This window comes from Thioalkalivibrio sp. ARh3 (genome assembly GCF_000377265.1).
GTDB lineage: Bacteria > Pseudomonadota > Gammaproteobacteria > Ectothiorhodospirales > Ectothiorhodospiraceae > Thioalkalivibrio > Thioalkalivibrio thiocyanoxidans.
In genome coordinates this window covers 291,102-307,535 of record NZ_KB897947.1, presented here as the reverse complement: position 1 = coordinate 307,535, position 16,434 = coordinate 291,102, and the positions used below count along the sequence as shown (strand labels likewise).

Annotated in this window: 15 protein-coding genes; 8 read left to right on the top strand and 7 right to left on the bottom strand. The window is 67.1% G+C overall.

The window, feature by feature from the left end:
• The first annotated feature begins 186 nt into the window (after positions 1-186).
• From C995_RS0101435 to ubiB, 5 genes are all read left to right on the top strand, one after another.
• A complete protein-coding gene (locus tag C995_RS0101435) occupies positions 187-1,092 on the top strand; it encodes a DMT family transporter (protein ID WP_018863234.1) in 906 nt (301 codons plus the stop codon).
• Between the two features lie 194 nt (positions 1,093-1,286).
• Complete coding sequence (locus C995_RS0101430) at positions 1,287-1,652, top strand: gamma-butyrobetaine hydroxylase-like domain-containing protein (protein ID WP_018860968.1); 366 nt, start codon at positions 1,287-1,289, stop codon at positions 1,650-1,652.
• A 2-nt stretch (positions 1,653-1,654) separates the two neighbouring features.
• On the top strand, positions 1,655-2,404 hold the full coding sequence (gene ubiE / locus C995_RS0101425) for a bifunctional demethylmenaquinone methyltransferase/2-methoxy-6-polyprenyl-1,4-benzoquinol methylase UbiE (RefSeq protein WP_018863233.1): 750 nt from the start codon (positions 1,655-1,657) through the stop codon (positions 2,402-2,404).
• Positions 2,405-2,411: 7 nt separating this feature from the next.
• Positions 2,412-3,032 (top strand): SCP2 domain-containing protein, encoded by a 621-nt coding sequence (locus tag C995_RS0101420; RefSeq protein ID WP_018863232.1) that lies wholly within the window; start codon positions 2,412-2,414, stop codon positions 3,030-3,032.
• Positions 3,032-4,717 carry a ubiquinone biosynthesis regulatory protein kinase UbiB gene (gene ubiB / locus C995_RS0101415; RefSeq protein WP_018863231.1) on the top strand — a complete coding sequence of 562 codons (1,686 nt, stop codon included), beginning with the start codon at positions 3,032-3,034 and terminating at the stop codon, positions 4,715-4,717. Before C995_RS0101420 ends, ubiB begins: the two co-directional genes overlap by 1 nt.
• A gap of 147 nt (positions 4,718-4,864) precedes the next feature.
• Here ubiB and odhB read toward each other — a convergent pair whose 3' ends face one another.
• The gene (gene odhB / locus C995_RS0101410) at positions 4,865-6,166 is read right to left on the bottom strand and encodes a 2-oxoglutarate dehydrogenase complex dihydrolipoyllysine-residue succinyltransferase (RefSeq protein WP_018863230.1); all 1,302 of its coding nucleotides are present in this window, start codon (positions 6,164-6,166) and stop codon (positions 4,865-4,867) included.
• Positions 6,167-6,200: 34 nt separating this feature from the next.
• Positions 6,201-8,999 (bottom strand): 2-oxoglutarate dehydrogenase E1 component, encoded by a 2,799-nt coding sequence (locus C995_RS0101405; RefSeq protein ID WP_018863229.1) that lies wholly within the window; start codon positions 8,997-8,999, stop codon positions 6,201-6,203.
• 177 nt (positions 9,000-9,176) lie between these two features.
• Here C995_RS0101405 and uvrD point away from each other — a divergent pair, with 177 nt between their 5' ends.
• On the top strand, positions 9,177-11,390 hold the full coding sequence (gene uvrD, locus C995_RS0101400) for a DNA helicase II (protein WP_018863228.1): 2,214 nt from the start codon (positions 9,177-9,179) through the stop codon (positions 11,388-11,390).
• Between the two features lie 46 nt (positions 11,391-11,436).
• Here uvrD and C995_RS0101395 read toward each other — a convergent pair whose 3' ends face one another.
• A complete protein-coding gene (locus C995_RS0101395) occupies positions 11,437-11,967 on the bottom strand; it encodes a DsrE family protein (protein WP_018863227.1) in 531 nt (176 codons plus the stop codon).
• A 161-nt stretch (positions 11,968-12,128) separates the two neighbouring features.
• On the opposite strand from C995_RS0101395, the gene rpsT reads away from it, so the two are divergent.
• On the top strand, positions 12,129-12,398 hold the full coding sequence (gene rpsT / locus C995_RS0101390) for a 30S ribosomal protein S20 (RefSeq protein WP_018863226.1): 270 nt from the start codon (positions 12,129-12,131) through the stop codon (positions 12,396-12,398).
• 129 nt (positions 12,399-12,527) lie between these two features.
• Here rpsT and ggt read toward each other — a convergent pair whose 3' ends face one another.
• Genes ggt through coaD form a run of 3 tightly spaced genes read right to left on the bottom strand, consistent with a single transcriptional unit; the run spans position 12,528 to position 15,010 of the window.
• Positions 12,528-14,234, bottom strand: coding sequence for a gamma-glutamyltransferase (gene ggt, locus C995_RS0101385; protein ID WP_018863225.1), 1,707 nt, complete (start codon positions 14,232-14,234; stop codon positions 12,528-12,530).
• A gap of 2 nt (positions 14,235-14,236) precedes the next feature.
• On the bottom strand, positions 14,237-14,485 hold the full coding sequence (locus C995_RS0101380; protein WP_018863224.1) for a YfhL family 4Fe-4S dicluster ferredoxin: 249 nt from the start codon (positions 14,483-14,485) through the stop codon (positions 14,237-14,239).
• A gap of 33 nt (positions 14,486-14,518) precedes the next feature.
• Positions 14,519-15,010, bottom strand: coding sequence for a pantetheine-phosphate adenylyltransferase (coaD, locus tag C995_RS0101375; RefSeq protein ID WP_018863223.1), 492 nt, complete (start codon positions 15,008-15,010; stop codon positions 14,519-14,521).
• 138 nt (positions 15,011-15,148) lie between these two features.
• Between coaD and C995_RS0101370 the strand changes: the two genes are divergently transcribed.
• Entirely contained in the window at positions 15,149-15,379 is a 231-nt protein-coding gene (locus C995_RS0101370; protein ID WP_018863222.1) for a hypothetical protein, read from the top strand.
• 29 nt (positions 15,380-15,408) lie between these two features.
• Here the strand turns inward: C995_RS0101370 and C995_RS0101365 are convergent, their stop codons facing one another.
• Positions 15,409-16,431 carry a PA2778 family cysteine peptidase gene (locus tag C995_RS0101365; RefSeq protein ID WP_026278876.1) on the bottom strand — a complete coding sequence of 341 codons (1,023 nt, stop codon included), beginning with the start codon at positions 16,429-16,431 and terminating at the stop codon, positions 15,409-15,411.
• Between the last annotated feature and the right edge of the window lie 3 nt (positions 16,432-16,434).

Genomic DNA, 16,434 nt, shown 5'->3' with positions numbered 1-16,434 from the left:
GGTGGGAAAAGCCATAGTCGGATTCCCCCGTCTGGATTCACCTTTCAGGCCGCGTATCCTGCATAGGCCCAAGCGGGATGTCGGCACCGCTCTAACCAGCGGTTCGGCGTGTTGTCGATGAAGCTCGGCTATGGCCGTCCCCGATGGCGGCCCGTTTCGTAAAAAAACGATCAAAGGGAGCTCTTGATGGGCCTGGGTGTGGGACTGGTGGTGCTGGCAGCCTTTTTCTGGGGGCTGTCGGGCGGGATCGGCGGCATCCTGATGGCCGACGGCTGGGACGCCTTCGTGGTCTCGTTCTACCGCGGCGCCATTGGCCTGCTGTTCGTGCTGATCTGGCTCGCCTGGCGCCCGGGCGGCAGTGGACTGGGCAGCGGCAAGATGTGGTTCTGGTCCGCCGTGGCCGGGCTGGGTGTTGCCGGCAACTTCGCGTTCTATTTTCTCAGCATCGCGCACGGCAGCGTGGCGGTCGCGGCCACGTTGATGTACTGCGCCCCGGTGTTTGTCTACATCATCTCCTTCGCCCTGAGGCTGGAAACCCCGACCACGCTCAAGCTGGTGGCCATCGCGATGGTTATGGTGGGCATCGTCCTGCTCACCCAGATCTACGACACCGGAGCGGGGGGCGTGACGCTGATCGGGGCCGGTGCCGGCCTGCTTGCGGGCCTGTCCTACGCGATCTTCATCTTCGGCTTCAAGTACGCCGGCCAGCACGGCAGCCCCCAGGCGATTCTCACGATCGCCTTCGGCGTACTCGTTATCCTGCTGATGCTGCCGGGCGACAACACGCAGATGGCCGCCGTCCTGACCACCACCGACTGGCCGTTGTTCGTTGCGCTCGGCGTCTTCGGCGCCGGCCTGTCGTTCGCCTTCTACATCAACGGGCTGCGGACCACGGCTCCCGCAGTCGCGTCGATCGTGGCAATGATCGAGCCGGTCACGGCCACACTGTTCGGTGTGGTGATCCTGCACGAGAGCCTGGCACTGGTTCAGATCATCGGGATGGCCCTGATCCTGGTCACAGTCACCGCCCTCAGCGTCTCCTCCCGTGCCACCCCGCCCCCCGTCCCCGAGCGGGGCCGCGACGCCGGGTAGCCGAGCAACGCTCTCGCACATAGTCCCGGATCGCCCGTGCGATGCATCCTCCCGGGGGCGGGCCTGCGATGCGCGGGGAGATGCCACGCTGGCCTGCAGGGCTGGTATCCTCGCAGTCCTTTGACGATGGCCGCTTTAGGCGGTCACGCAAGATCTTACCGGGCCCGCCCGGACCCGAGGATTCTGGAGGCCGCATGAGCAGTAAGCACCGACCCACCGATATCCAGTTGCATCAGAAGTCGCGCATCCTGGAGCTGACCTACTCCGATGGCTCGCATTTCGAGCTGCCCTGCGAATTTCTGCGGGTGTACTCGCCCTCGGCCGAGGTGCGCGGGCACGGGCCGGGCCAGGAGGTGCTGCAGGTGGGCAAGGAGGATGTGAACATCACCGGGATCGAGCCGGTCGGTAACTATGCGGTGAAGCTGGAGTTTTCTGACGGCCACGACACCGGCATCTATGATTGGGACTACCTGCACAAGCTCGGCACGGAGCAGGAAAGTCTGTGGCAGGATTACCTGGATCGGCTGAAAGAAGCCGGCCACGAGCGCAAGACGCACTGACGATGAAAGAAGAACCCGGCAAGACCCACTTCGGCTACCAGAGCGTCCCCGAGTCCGAGAAGGCCTCGCGGGTCGGCGAGGTGTTCCACTCGGTCGCCTCGCGCTACGACGTGATGAACGACCTGATGTCGATGGGCATCCATCGTATCTGGAAGCGCTACACGCTGGAGCGCACCGGCGTGCGCCCGGGCATGAAGATCCTGGACCTGGCCGGGGGCACCGGGGACCTGGCCGGGGCCTTTGCCCCGCGCGTCGGGGCGAAGGGGCAGATCGTGGTCTGCGACATCAATGCCTCGATGCTGGAGGCCGGGCGCGACCGCATGCTGGACGAGGGCCATGTGGGCAACCTCGATTTCGTGCAGGCGGACGCCGAGCAGCTGCCCTATCCGGATGACTACTTCGACCGCGTGACCATCGCCTTTGGCCTGCGCAACGTGACCCGCAAGGAGCGCGCGCTGGCCGAGATGCGCCGGGTGATCAAGCCGGGCGGGCGCGTGCTGGTGCTGGAGTTCTCGCAGCCGATGGCGCCGCTGCGCCCGATCTACGATGTCTATTCATTCAAGATGCTGCCGCTGATGGGCAAGCTGGTCGCCAACGATGCGGACAGCTATCGCTACCTGGCGGAGTCCATCCGCATGCATCCGGATCAGGAGACCCTGGCCGGGATGATGCGCGATGCCGGGCTGGAGCGGGTCGAGTATGACAACCTGACCGGCGGCATCGTCGCCCTGCACCGCGGCACGAAACTGTAGCGTTTTCATGGCCGAACCCATCGCACTTCCCAGTCCGTTCACGGCCCTGATCGAGGTCGCGCTGAACGAGCACCTGGCGAGCGCGCCGGAGAAGGACCGGGCGCGCCTGGCCGGGCGCGCGATCGCGATCGTGATCGAACCGCCGGGGATCGCGCTTTCGCTGGTCGGGGCCGCGGATCGCCTGCAGGTCATCGGCGGTGTCGAGGAGCCGGTGGATGTGCAGCTGGCGGGCTCGCCGCTGTCGCTGGCCGCGGCGCTGGGCCGTGACGACCGCTCCGGGTTGACCATCACCGGTGACGCCACCGTCCTCTCCGATCTGCAGCATGCGCTGCGCGACTCCGGGATCGACTGGGAGGGGCTGTTCGAGCGCTTTGCCGGCGCCGGGGCCGCCGGGCCGCTGCGCCACCTGCTGGATCAGGCGCGCAGCAGCCTGCGCCACCTGGGCCGCCGCTCCGCCGAGGATACCGCCGACTATCTGCGCGACGAGCTCGAGTGGCTGCCGGCCGGAGGGGCCTTCGAGGCCTTTGCCGAGGACGTTGCCGACCTGCGTGATGGCGTTGCTCGCCTTGATGCCCGACTGCGCCGTTTGGAGGCACAGTCCTCCGCACCTGACGACCGGCAGGCCTGATGCGCCGCGCGCTGTACCGGGGCCTGCGGCTGTGGACCATTGCGCGGGTCCTGGTGCGCTATCGCCTGGACGTCATCCTGTTCACGCTGAAGCCGCTGCGCCCGCTCAGCTTCCTGCTCTACCTCGCGCCCTGGAACTGGTTTCGCCGTACCGAAGGTACGCGCGGCGAGCGCATCCGCCGCGCGCTGGAGGACCTGGGGCCGATCTTCATCAAGTTCGGGCAGATGCTGTCCACCCGGCGTGACCTGCTGCCGGACGACATCGCGGTGGAGCTGGCCCGGTTGCAGGACCGGGTGCCCCCGTTCCCGTTCGAGCAGGCGCGCGCCCTGATCGAGTCCGAGCTGGAGCGCCCGATCGAGATCGCCTTCGCCACGTTCGACGACACGCCGATCGCCTCGGCCTCCATCGCTCAGGTGCACGCGGCCACGCTGCAGGACGGGCGCGAGGTGGTGGTCAAGGTGGTACGCCCCGGCATCCTCAAGACCATCCGCGCCGATCTCGAGGTGATGCACCTGATCGCGGATCTGGCGGATCGCTACTGGTCCGAGGCCAAGCGCCTGCGCCCGCGCGAGGTGGTGGACGAGTACGAAAAGACCGTCACCGACGAACTGGACCTGATCCGCGAGGGCGCGAACGCCGCCGCGATCCACCGCAACTTCGAGGACAGCCACCTGCTGTACATCCCGGAGATCATCTGGGACTACACCCGCCGCAACGTGCTGGTGATGGAGCGCATCGGCGGCATTCCGGTGGCGGATATCGCCGCGCTGCGTGAACGTAATGTGGATCTGAAGCTGCTGGCCGAGCGCGGGGTGGAGATCTTCTTCACCCAGGTGTTCCGGCATAACTTCTTCCACGCCGACATGCACCCGGGAAACATCTTCGTCGATGCCACCCACCCGGACGACCCGACCTACCTGGCGGTGGACTTCGGCATCGTCGGCTCGCTGCTGGACTCCGACCAGCGCTACCTGGCGGAGAACTTCCACGCCTTCTTCAACCGTGACTATCGCCGTGTGGCCGAGCTGCACGTGGAGTCCGGCTGGGTGCCGAAGGACACCCGCGTGGACGAGTTCGAGGCGGCGATCCGCACCGTCTGCGAGCCGATCTTCCAGCGCCCGCTGGACGAGATCTCCTTCGGCCAGGTGCTGCTGCGCCTGTTCCAGACTGCGCGGCGCTTCAATATGGAGGTGCAGCCGCAGCTGGTGCTGCTGCAGAAGACCTTGCTGAACATCGAAGGCCTGGGCCGCCAGCTGTATCCGCAGCTGGACCTGTGGACCACCGCCAAGCCGTTCATCGAGGACTGGATGCACGAGCGCATGGGCGTGCGCGCATTCATCCGCAATGCGCAGCAGCACCTGCCGCGCCTGCTGGCACAGCTGCCCGAGATGCCCATGCACCTGGAAAAGGCCCTGACGGTGGAGGAGCAGCGCTCCGAACGTGACGCCGCCCTGCGCCAGCAGATTCAGGACCTGGAAGAGGGGCTGCGCCGCCAGAACCGCCGCCGCCATGAGGCCTGGGGAGGTGCGGGACTGCTCGCGCTGGCGGGACTGGCGACCCAGCTGGACGTTGCCACCTGGCTGGGGCTGGCCTGGCCGGCCTGGCCGCTTGGCCTGGTCGGTGCCGCTATCCTGCTGTTCGGCCTGCGTCCAGGCCCGTACCGCCGCCCTGTCGATCGTACCTGAACGTCACGAGCCGACTCGCCCGTTCGGTCACGGGCCGTGTCGGTGCCGACTGTAGGAGGCCAGCCCTCTGGCCGATGGGGCGTTGGATAAGTCGCTATCGGCCAGAGGGCTGGCCTCCTACAGGGGGGCGGTCCGGGGCGGGCGGGGTCAGACGTCGAGGAGCAGGCGCGCCGGGTCCTCGATTGCGTCCTTGATCGCGACCAGGAAGCGCACGGCGTCGGCCCCGTCGACCAGGCGGTGGTCGTAGGAGAGGGCGACGTACATCATCGGCCGGATCACGACCTCGCCGTCTACCGCAACGGGACGTTCCTTGATCGTATGCATTCCCAGTATCGCGCTCTGCGGCGGGTTCACGATCGGGGTGGAGAGTAGCGAACCGAACACCCCGCCGTTGGTGATCGTGAAGGTGCCGCCGCGCAGTTCGTCGATATCCAGCTTGCCGTCGCGGGCGCGCTCGGCGAAGTCGCGGATGCGCCGCTCGATGTCGGCCACGCTGGCGTTGCCGGTATCGCGCAGCACCGGCACCACCAGACCGCGCGGCGAGGACACGGCGATGCCGATGTCGCTGTAGTGGTGATACACGATCTCCTCGCCATCCAGCGCGGCGTTGATGATCGGGAAGCGCTCCAGCGCGCGACTGGCGGCGGCCACGAACAGGCCCATGAAGCCCAGCTTGATCGAGTGGCGTTTCTCGAAGGTCTCCTTGTAGCGCGCGCGCAGGTCCATCGCCGCGGACATGTCGATCTCGTTGAAGGTCGTCAGCATCGCGGTGGACTGCTTGGCCTCCAGCAGCCGCTCGGCGATGCGTGCGCGCAGACGCGTCATCGGAACGCGTTCGATGCCGCCTGTGGACGGTGCCGGCTCGCGCCCGGGAGGCGACCCCGAAGGAGATTTGTCGCCACGGCTCGATCGAGCCGCCTGCTCGCGCTCGACATCCTCGCGCAGGATGCGGCCATCCTCGCCTGTGCCTTCGACGTCTTCGGCCTTGATCCCGGCCTCCTGCAGCAGGCGTCGCACGGCGGGACTGGGCGGCGGTGCGTTGCCGGAGGCGCGACCGGGCGCACCGGTGGCCGTGTCGCGGGCCGGGGCATCCTCCTCGGGCCGGGCAGGCTGTCCGGGTGCCTCCCCGGAGTCATCAGAGGACGGTGCGGGAGCCGCAGGCTCCTCTTCCTCGACGTCGATATCATTTTCGTCCGCTTGGTCGGACGCGCCCAGATAGCCGATCACCGCATCGGCCTTCACGACGTCGCCCTCGCTGACCTCCAGCGCCGTCAAGGTGCCCGCAGATGGGGCGGAGACCTCGAGCACGACCTTGTCGGTCTCGAGCTCGGCGATCAATTCATCGCGCTTGACCGTGTCACCCGCCTTCTTGTGCAGGGCGACCACGGTCGCATCCGCGACGGACTCCGGGAGTTCGGGGACCTCGATCGGGGTAAGGTCGGATGCCATCTCGCTTCCTTGTGCTGTGCGTTGGTTTCTGTGTTCAGGGCGTTGGGTGCGGGGTGTCGCGCGAGCTGATCGGCCCGAACGCCCGTTCGAGCAGATCCTTCAGCTGCGCCTTGTGGACCTCCGGATAACCAACCGCTGGCGCGGCGGCCGGAGGGCGCGCAACCGCATGCAGCGTCTGGCCGCGCACCGCCAGCAACGGGTTGATGCGCGGGGCGACAAACGGCAGATACCCCTGGTTCTCCGGTTCGTCCTGCACCCAGACGAACTCCTCTGCGTGCGGATAGCGCCCGAGCAATTCGGTCAGGCGCGCCTCGGGAAACGGGTAGCACTGTTCCAGACGCAGGATGGCGACATCGCGGTGGCCGCCCTCGGACTGGCGGGCGGCCAGGTCATAGTAGATACGGCCGCTGGTCAGCAGCACGCGCTTGACGGTCTGGGGATCCTCGATGCGCGCATCGTCGATCACGGTCTGGTACTGCCCATGCGCCAGCGCCTCGAGATCGGAGACGGCGTCCTGATGCCGCAGCAGGCTCTTTGGCGTCATCACGACCAGCGGTTTGCGGTACGGACGCACCATCTGGCGGCGTAGCAGATGGAAGATCTGCGCAGGCGTGGTTGGTACGCAGACCTGCATGTTTTCCTGCGCGGCCAGCTGCAGGAAGCGCTCGGGCCGGGCCGAGGAATGCTCCGGGCCCTGGCCTTCGTAACCGTGAGGAAGCAGCAGCGTCAGCCCGCACAGACGGCCCCACTTCTGTTCACCAGAGGAGATGAACTGGTCGATCACCACCTGGGCACCGTTCACGAAGTCGCCGAACTGCGCCTCCCAGATCACCAGTGCCTCTGGTGCGGCAGTCGCGTAGCCGTACTCGAAGGCAAGTACGCCCTCCTCGGACAGCAGCGAATCGATGATCAAGAAGCGCGGATGATCCGGATCCAGTTGACGCAGCGGCACCAGTGCCTTCCCGGTCTCCTGGTCGTGCAGCACCGCATGGCGGTGGAAGAACGTCCCGCGCCCGGAATCCTGCCCGGACAGGCGAATGCGATAGCCGTCCTGGATCAGCGCCCCGTAGGCGAGCGTCTCGGCCGCGCCCCAGTCCAGCGGCTGCTCGCCCGCGGCCATCGCGCGGCGGGCATCGAGGACCTTCTGCACGCGCGGATGGACCTGAAAGCCCTCGGGTGGGGTCGACAGCTGGTCGAGCATGCGCGATAGCCGGTCGGCGGCCACACCGGTCTCCACATCCTGGTCCCAGGTCTGGTGCAGGTACGGCCCCCAGTTGGTCGTGCTGCCATGCCCGTCCTCGTGCAGGGCCAGGGCCACCGGCTCGCCAGCTTCCAGTCGGTTTCGATAGGCCTCGACCGCCTCATCCTGGGCCTTTTCTTCCGTCAGCCCGGCCTCGATCAGCGTGCGCGCGTAGAGCTCGCGTGTGGTCGGCAGGTCGCGAATGCGGCGGTACATGTGGGGCTGCGTGGCGGCCGGCTCGTCGGCCTCGTTATGACCCTGGCGGCGGTAGCAGACGAGATCGATCACCACGTCCTTGCCGAAGCGCATGCGGTAGTCCAGCGCGACCTGGGTGACGAAGACCACGGCCTCGGGGTCGTCGCCGTTCACGTGCAGAATCGGTGCATTCACCATCTTGGCGACATCGGTCGCGTAGTGCGTCGAACGAGCGTCCTTCAGGGTCGAAGTGGTAAACCCGATCTGGTTGTTCACCACCACGTGCACCGTGCCCTTGGTGGAGAACCCCCGGGTCTGGGACATGTTCAGGGTCTCCATGACCACGCCCTGTCCGGCGAACGCGGCATCGCCGTGGATCACCACGGGCATGACCCGGTTGCCCCTGCGGTCGCCGACTCGCACCTGGCGGGCGCGCACCGAGCCCTCGACCACGGGTGTCACGATCTCCAGATGCGAGGGGTTGAATGCCAGCGCCAGGTGGATCGGACCACCGGGCGTCTCGACATTCGAGGAAAAGCCCATGTGATACTTGACGTCGCCGGTGCCGCGGTCGTCGCGAGGGCGCCCCTCGAATTCGTCGGCCAGTTCGGAAGGGGCCTTGCCGAAGAGGTTGATCAGCACATTCAGGCGCCCACGATGCGCCATGCCAAGTACGATCTCCTGCAGCCCGCAAGCGCCACCGCGCTGGACCAGCGCATTCAGCAGCGGGATCAGGCTCTCCGCGCCCTCGAGGGAAAAGCGCTTCTGTCCGACATAGCGTCGGTGCAGATAGCGTTCCATCCCTTCGGCCGCGGTCAGGCGCTCGAGGATCGCCAGTCGCGTCTTGTCGTCAAAGCCGAAGTGGCCATGGGCCGATTCCAGACGCTTCTGCAGCCAGCGCTTTTCCTCGGTCGCCGCGATGTGCATGTACTCGGCGCCGATACTCGCGCAGTACGTCTCGTGCAGCACCCGCTCGATCGTGTCCAGGGAAACAGGCCCCTCGATGAACAGGGAGCCGGGATCGAACAGGATATCCGGACCGACTCGGTCCAGCCCATGGTACTCCCTGCTCAGCTCCACGGGAGGCTCTGGAGCCTCCCGCTCCAGTGGGTCCAGGCGTGCCCCGAAATGGCCGAGGTAGCGATACGAGTTGATGAACTGCAGCACACGAATCTGCAGCTGCTCGTGAGCGAGGTCCGGGCGGTCCATGGAGCGCCGGCGCTCCCGGCGCGGCGCGCCCTCCAGCGAACGGAAGTAGTCGGCCCATGCCGGCGGAACCGACTCCGGGTCCTCGCGGTAGCGTTCCAGCAGGGTCTCGGCAAAAAACAGGTTGTCCGGGTGCAATTCCTGTCCGGAGACCGGCGTATCCAGCCGGTGCAGCGAGGGCATGTCGTTCATTCGCGATGGTCCGATAGTGCGTGCTCGGTGTTACTACTTGGGACTCGTCTCGGCGGCGAGGTTCCCCGCGCAGGGCCGATGACGGCTGTGACCGAGAGTAGCGCGTTTGCGCGGCGGAAGGCACACGTCCCGCGTGCTGAACGTGCGATTCCGGACCGGTTTCCCTACCATTCGCGCATGGATGTCTCCCCTCTGCTCGATTCCCTCAACCCGGCCCAGCGCGAGGCCGTGGCCGCCCCGCCACAACCCCTGCTGGTGCTGGCCGGCGCCGGCTCCGGCAAGACCCGCGTGCTGGTGCACCGTATCGCCTGGCTGATCGGCGTGGAGGGCGTGGCCCCGCACAGCCTGCTGGCGGTTACCTTCACCAACAAGGCGGCGGCCGAGATGCGCGGGCGCATCGAGGCGCTGCTGGGCCACCCGGCCACCGGGCTGTGGGTCGGCACCTTCCACGGGCTGGCCCACCGCCTGCTACGCCAGCACTGGCAGGACGCGCGGCTGCCGCAGGGCTTCCAGATCCTCGACTCCGACGACCAGCTGCGCATGGTCAAGCGCGTGCTGCGCGGCCTGGAGCTGGACGAGGCGCGCTGGCCGCCGAAACAGGCGCAGTGGTACATCAACGCGCGCAAGGACGAGGGCTCGCGCCCGGAACACCTGCCGGATACCGGTGACCCCGTCGCGCGCCAGTGGGTGCGCATTTACACCACCTACCAGCAGGCCTGCGAGCGTGCCGGGGTGGTGGACTTCGCCGAGCTGATGCTGCGCTCGCTGGAGCTGCTGCGCGACAACAAGGCCCTGCTGGAGCACTACCGCACGCGTTTTCGCCATGTACTGGTCGACGAGTTCCAGGACACCAACGACATCCAGTACGCCTGGCTGCGCCTGCTGGCCGGCGACAGCCCGGTATTCGCGGTCGGCGACGACGACCAGTCCATCTACGGCTGGCGCGGCGCGAAGATCGAGAACATCCAGCACTTCCAGAAGGACTACCCGGGCACCCAGGTCGTGCGCCTGGAGCAGAACTACCGCTCCAGCGCCAACATCCTGAACGCCGCCAATGCGCTGATCCGCCACAACGCCGGCCGCCTCGGCAAGGAGCTGTGGACCGAGGACAAGGAGGGCGCCCCGGTGCGCCTGTACACCGCGTTGAACGAGCAGGAAGAGGCGCGCTTCGTCGCCGAGACCATCGCCCGCCACGTGGACCAGGGCGGGCTGTACCGCGAGTGCGCGGTGCTGTATCGCTCCAACGCCCAGTCGCGTGTGCTGGAGGAGACCTTTATTGGTCGGCGTATGCCCTATCGCGTCTACGGCGGTCTGCGCTTTTTCGAGCGCCAGGAGATCCGCGACGCCCTGGCCTACCTGCGCCTGGCCGGCAACGGCGATGACGACGCCGCCTTCCTGCGCGTGGTCAACCAGCCGCCGCGCGGGATCGGCGAAAAGACCCTGGAGGGGCTGCGACAGGCGGCCCAGGCAGCGAACACCAGCCTGCTCCAGGCAGCAGCCCATGCGGTCGACGCCGACGCCCTGCCCGGGCGCGCGCGCAATGCGGTTGCCGGCTTCTTGCAGCTGATCCAAACCCTGCAGCAGGAGCTGCCGCGTCAGCCGCTGGCCGATCAGGTGGAGCAGGCGATCGAGCGCGCCCAGCTGCGCGAGCACTACAAGAAGGAAAAGGGCGAGCGCGGCGAGGCGCGTCTGGAGAACCTGGACGAATTGGTGGGCGCGGCGCGCGCCTTCGACATGGAATCCACCGCCGAGAGCGAGGAAGGTGAGGGCAATCGCCTGACCGAGTTCCTCGCCCACGCCGCGCTGGAGGCCGGCGAGGGCGCGGCCGACCCGCACGAGGACGCGGTGCAGATGATGACCCTGCATTCCGCCAAGGGCCTGGAGTTCCCGCTGGTCTTCCTGACCGGCCTGGAGGAGGGGCTGTTCCCGAACGCGCGTTCGCTGGAGGAGCCGGGGCGGCTGGAGGAAGAACGCCGCCTGGCCTACGTCGGCATGACCCGCGCGGAGCAGGAGCTGTACCTGATCCATGCCGAGACCCGGCGCCTGTACGGCCGCGAGTCCTACAACGTCGCCTCGCGCTTCATCAACGAGATCCCGGAAGATGCGCTGGAGGTGCTGCGCCCGCAGGCCTCGCCATATGGCGCAGGGCGCTTCGCGGCCAGCCGCCAGCGCACCGCAGGCTTCGGATCATTGGATACCGCGGATGCCTCGGCCCGCGACAATGGTCTGTCCATCGGTGCCCGCGTGCACCACGCGAAGTTCGGCGAGGGCTTGATCACCCAGTTCGAGGGTTCCGGCAACTCGGCGCGGGTGCAGGTGAACTTCGCCCACGCCGGATCCAAGTGGCTGGTGTTAGGCTTCGCCAAGCTCGAGGTCCTAGGCCAGCACTAAAAAGCCCCGCCGAGGCGGGGCTTCGGGTTACGGACGGCAGGACCGATCACTCGATCTTGAGGTAGGCGAATCCCTTCTCGTTCTGGAGCTCGGCGATGCGCACCACGCCCGAGGGTACAAACTCGACGTTGTCATACACCAGGTCTTCGTCGAGACCGATCTGGCTGCGGGTGATCTCGCACAGCTCCAGCTGCACGCCATGGGTGCTGACGAGGCTGGACAGCCGGCCACGCAGTTCGTCGCGCTGCTCCTTGAGCTCCTCGTCGGCCTCGAAGGGCGAGCCTTCCAGGTCGTCATCCGTCAGGAAGCGAATGCCGTGCGCCACGAACACGATGCGCACGTCCACATCCATGAACTCGTTCTGGTAGTGCGTCATCATGTTGTTGATGCTGGTCAGCATCGCGGAGAAGCGCCGGGGGTCCTCGAAATCAGCGTGATATACCACCTTGGCCTCGGGTTCCATGGCCTCGGCGCGGGGCGTGAACGCCAGCGCGGCGAACAGCAGGCCTGTCAGCATCAGGGCCATCGTGAAACCGGGCAGGGGGGCAACTCGAAGGGCGCGGGAGAGCGGAAACATCGTGGTTCTCCTTGTGGGTTGGTCTTGCCTTATACAGTAGACGCCGCTTCCCGGCGATGCCATCCATGGGACCAGGGCCCCAAGGTTGACGCGAACCGGGGCCAGCGGTATGCTCTGCCGCCTTTTCCAGAACCTAGCGAAGTCAACGCGAGGGAAGTACTTTGGCGAATATTGCTTCTGCCCGTAAGCGGGCCCGTCAGGCGGTCAAGAATCGCGCTCACAACGTGGCGCTGCGCTCCCGTTTCCGCACGGCCATGAAGGCCGTACTGAAGCCGCTGCAGCAGGGTGATGCCCAGGCAGCCAGCGAGGCCTACAAGAAGGCCGTGCCGGTCATCGACGCGACCGTGAGCAAGGGGCTGATCCACCGGAACAAGGCGGCCCGCCACAAGAGCCGCCTGAACGCCCGTATCCGCGATCTGGCCCAGGGCTAACTGCCCCTGACAGTTCGGGGCCTGGCCCCGAACCGGATCGCACGCAATAGAGCCGCGCCCGGAGATGATCCAGGCGCGGCTTTTTGCGTGCGTGGACATCCGGCCAGGCAGCTGGACGCGAATGGAGAACTATTCGGACAGCACGCGGGCGCCGCCCTCGCCCCGTGGATCGGAGGCCGCCTCCAGGCGCCCGTCATCGCGATGCCACAGGATCGCCTGCATGTCACCAAATGGGCGTACCTGCGGCACCAGGCGGTGGCCCCGCGCGACCAGTTGCCCGCGCGTCTCCATGTCGAAAGCACTGGTCTCGTGTTCCACGCGATCCGGCAGGTACTGGTGGTGATAGCGCGGCTGCTCCACGATCGCCTCCGCATCCAGGCCCTCCACCACACCCAGGAGGCCGTGCAGCACCACGGTGATGATGCGGCTGCCGCCCGGGGTTCCCAGGATCGCCACACGATCGTCGGTCTCGACAAAGGTCGGGCTCATGCTCGACAGGGGCCGCCGATACGGGGCAATCGCATTGGCCTCGAAACCGATCAGGCCGTAGGCATTGGGCTCGCCCGGCTTGGCCGAGAAGTCGTCCATCTCGTTGTTCAGCAGGACCCCGGTGCCGGGCACGACATAGCCGGAGCCGAACGGGTAGTTCAGCGTCAGTGTCGCGGCCACACGGTTGCCGTCGGCGTCGATCACGGAGAAATGGGTCGTCTCCGGGCTCTCGGCGGCCTGCGCCGGGTCCGGGACATCGGCCTGCGGGTCCACCGATAGCGGCAGGTAGCGGCTGGGTGTGGCCTCGTCCGGGTGGATGGTCGCGCGCAACCCGGCCGCGTAGTCGCGCGACAGCAGCCGCTCCAGCGGCATGTCGACGTGGTCCGGGTCACCGAGATACTCGGCACGGTCGCGGTAGGCGCGACGCATGGCCTCGATGCTCAGGTGTGCCCGCAGGTCCGGGGCCAGCTCGTCGAGGTCATAGAACGACAGGATGTTCAGGATCTGCCCCAGGGCAACGCCACCCGAAGACGGCGGCGAGGCGGTGGTGATCCGCGCACCGCGATACTCGATGTGAATGGGGTCGCGTTCGACGACCTCGTAGTCCGCCAGGTCGTCCAGCGTCCAGATACCGCCTGCTTCGCGCACCCCGTCGACCAGCCGCTCGGCCAGGGCCCCGGTATAGAAGCCGTCGCGGCCCTCTTCGGCCAGGCGTCGCAGGGTGTCGGCCAGATCCGGCTGCACCAGGCGCATACCCGCATCCGGCACAGCCCCGTTGTCGAGAAAGATCTGCGCGGCGTCGGCGCCATTACGCAGCGCCCGGTGGCGGAAACTCGCCATCTGGTTATAGCGTCCGCCCACCTCGACCCCATCCTCGGCCAGGCGAATCGCCGGCTCCAGCGTATCGCCGAGCGCGAGGCTGCCGTACTGGCGGGACAGGTGGTCGAGGCCCGCTGGCATACCGGGGATTCCAGCGGCAAGCACACCGTCGAGCGACAGGCCCTCGACCACCTCGCCATCGTCGTCCAGGTACATGTCACGATGTGCCTCGCCCGGCGCCGTCTCGCGGGCGTCCAGCATCACGCTGCGGTCATTCTCCGCCTCAAAGAGCAGGAAAAAACCACCCCCGCCCAGACCGGAGCCATAGGGCTCAACCACGCCCAGGGCAGCCGTCACGGCAACGGCGGCATCGAACGCGTTGCCGCCTGCGGCGAGGATGCGCTCGCCTGCGGCGGTGGCCTCCGGGTGGGCGGAGGCCACTGCACCCTGGCCGGGCCCCGCGGCCTGAACGGGCGCGGCCACCCACAAGGTGGCGGCGAGGGCCGCGGGGAGCAGGCGCGCCAGCATGGTTACGCGCCCATCAGCTTCTCGTATTTCGCCTGCAACTGTTCGCGCGTCTCCTTGTGATCGGGGTCCAGCGGGATGCAGTCGACCGGGCAGACATCCTGGCACTGCGGCTCGTCGTAATGCCCGACGCACTCGGTACAGCGCTCCGGGTCGATCTCGTAGATCTCGTCGCCGGGATAGATCGCCTCGTTCGGGCACTCGGGCTCGCAGACATCGCAGTTGATGCATTCGTCGGTGATCATCAGGGCCATGGGGTTGTCCTCGTATACAGTCGCGGGGTCCGGCTAGTGTCCCAGGCCGTTTTGTTCGGCCAGGATGCGCGCCACGCCGGGGCTTACGAATTTTGAGACGTCGCCGCCCAAACGGGCGATTTCCCGTACCAGACTGGAGGACACGAAGCTGTATTCCTCCGCCGGAGTCAGGAACAGCGTTTCGACCTCGGGGGCCAGCTGGCGGTTCATTGCCGCCAGCTGGAATTCATGCTCGAAGTCGGAGACCGCGCGCAACCCGCGCAGGATCACATTCGCCCCCTGGGCATGGACAAACCGGGCCAGCAGCACATCAAAGCCCCGGACCTCGACGCCCTCGATCCCCTTCACCGCCTCCTCGGCCAGGGCGACACGGGTCTCCAGGGGGAAGGCGGGCCCTTTGTCCGGGTTGGCGGCCACCGCGATCACCACACGATCGAAGAGGCGCGCGGCCCGACGCACGATATCGGTGTGCCCATGGGTAATCGGATCGAAGGTTCCGGGATAAATCGCGGTGATGTGGGGCATGCCAACAGCCAGCAGGGAACAAGCCCGTATTAGACCGCAAGGAATGGAGGCACACCAAACCCCCTCCATCGGGCGTGTTCGGAAAACGCTCGGGCAGGCTTTACACTGCCCCGTCTCGTCCACCGCCAAGGGCTACCAATGACCGATGATGACTACCGTCCGCCGCTGGCGGACTACTGGGACCAGCTCGAAGCCCGCTACGGGGGCGGGTTCAACTTCCATCAGATCTCGCGCGAGGAACTCGCGCAGCTGATCGACCATCTGCGCCACGCCGTCAAGGAAGACCCGCAGGTGACCGACGTGGAAAAACAGAACCTCGGCCTGGTACTAAAGCACGCGGAACAGACCCTGGAGAAACGCAAGGGCTGATACAGCCGCGCCCTGAGCGGCGCGGTGACCTACGGGGCCCGCGCCTCCAGGGCCGAGGGACAGGGTGGCAGGGCGCGGCACTGATCACCGTCGTCTGGCGCCTCGGCCGCCGCCCCCAAGGTGGGTGCATAGTTCCCGGGCCCCGCCAGTTCGCTCGCGCAACTGGCGGCCTCGCGGGCCTGCTCGCCGCACTGGCGGGCAATCAGCACATGGGCCAGGTTGTTCCAGCCCTCGTGCCGCTGGGGGTCACGCTCGATCAGCTGGCGCAATGCATCCTCCGCCGTGTCCAGATCGCCCTGGGCAAAGGCCACATTCGCCAGCCCGACATAGCTGATCGGATGCTCCGGCCAGCGTTCCATAGCGGCCCGGTATCCTGTCGCTGCCGGGGTTGGACGCCCCACCTGCTCCAGCTCGTTCACTGCCCGCAGCCAGCGCAAGGGCTCGGCCGTGGCCGGCAGCTGGTCTGGTTCGGTCACCAGGAAGGCCCAGCGATCGCCGCGCGCCCAGGTGCGCTCGAAGCGGGAAAAAGAGTTCACGTGGCGCTCGATCGGCCCACTGCGCAGATACACCTCGCGCTCGTCCAGGTCGTAGCCCATCACCACGGCAAAGTGCCACTCGGGGAACATCGCGACCCCGAGGTTCTGGAACACCACCACCGGGTTGCCCTGCGCCACCTCGCGCAGGATCGCCTCCAGTTGCGGCTCCACACGGTAGGCCACCAGGTCGCGGGCACGAGCCGCCGCGCGCATCTCCGCCTGCAGGCTGCCCTCGCGGGCCGGGATATAGACCTCGTCGATCAACTCTTCCAGCGAGGCATCGATCCCGCGTGCGCCCAGTACCGTGGCCAGGGCCGCGGGGCCGCACTGGTAGTCTTCCTGCGGGAAGAATGGGGTGTCTTCCAGCTCGACCCGGGCGGGCAGATCCTCAGGGGCCTCACTGGAGAGCTGCGCACTCTGTGGCGCAGTGGCGCAGCCACTGAGCCAGAGCACGGCGAACAGGCCGCAAACGAGCGCGGCGAGCCCGGAGGCTCGCCGCCAGTACACAGGTATCACGAG

Excerpts from the sequence above, each read along its gene's own strand:
- C995_RS0101435 (WP_018863234.1), top strand. The coding sequence starts at position 187 with ATGGGCCTGGGTGTGGGACTGGTGGTGCTGGCAGCCTTTTTCTGGGGG.
- C995_RS0101430 (WP_018860968.1), top strand. The coding sequence starts at position 1,287 with ATGAGCAGTAAGCACCGACCCACCGATATCCAGTTGCATCAGAAGTCG.
- ubiE (WP_018863233.1), top strand. The coding sequence starts at position 1,655 with ATGAAAGAAGAACCCGGCAAGACCCACTTCGGCTACCAGAGCGTCCCC.
- C995_RS0101420 (WP_018863232.1), top strand. The coding sequence starts at position 2,412 with ATGGCCGAACCCATCGCACTTCCCAGTCCGTTCACGGCCCTGATCGAG.
- ubiB (WP_018863231.1), top strand. The coding sequence starts at position 3,032 with ATGCGCCGCGCGCTGTACCGGGGCCTGCGGCTGTGGACCATTGCGCGG.
- odhB (WP_018863230.1), bottom strand. The coding sequence starts at position 6,166 with ATGGCATCCGACCTTACCCCGATCGAGGTCCCCGAACTCCCGGAGTCC.
- C995_RS0101405 (WP_018863229.1), bottom strand. The coding sequence starts at position 8,999 with ATGAACGACATGCCCTCGCTGCACCGGCTGGATACGCCGGTCTCCGGA.
- uvrD (WP_018863228.1), top strand. The coding sequence starts at position 9,177 with ATGGATGTCTCCCCTCTGCTCGATTCCCTCAACCCGGCCCAGCGCGAG.
- C995_RS0101395 (WP_018863227.1), bottom strand. The coding sequence starts at position 11,967 with ATGTTTCCGCTCTCCCGCGCCCTTCGAGTTGCCCCCCTGCCCGGTTTC.
- ggt (WP_018863225.1), bottom strand. The coding sequence starts at position 14,234 with ATGCTGGCGCGCCTGCTCCCCGCGGCCCTCGCCGCCACCTTGTGGGTG.
- C995_RS0101380 (WP_018863224.1), bottom strand. The coding sequence starts at position 14,485 with ATGGCCCTGATGATCACCGACGAATGCATCAACTGCGATGTCTGCGAG.
- coaD (WP_018863223.1), bottom strand. The coding sequence starts at position 15,010 with ATGCCCCACATCACCGCGATTTATCCCGGAACCTTCGATCCGATTACC.
- C995_RS0101370 (WP_018863222.1), top strand. The coding sequence starts at position 15,149 with ATGACCGATGATGACTACCGTCCGCCGCTGGCGGACTACTGGGACCAG.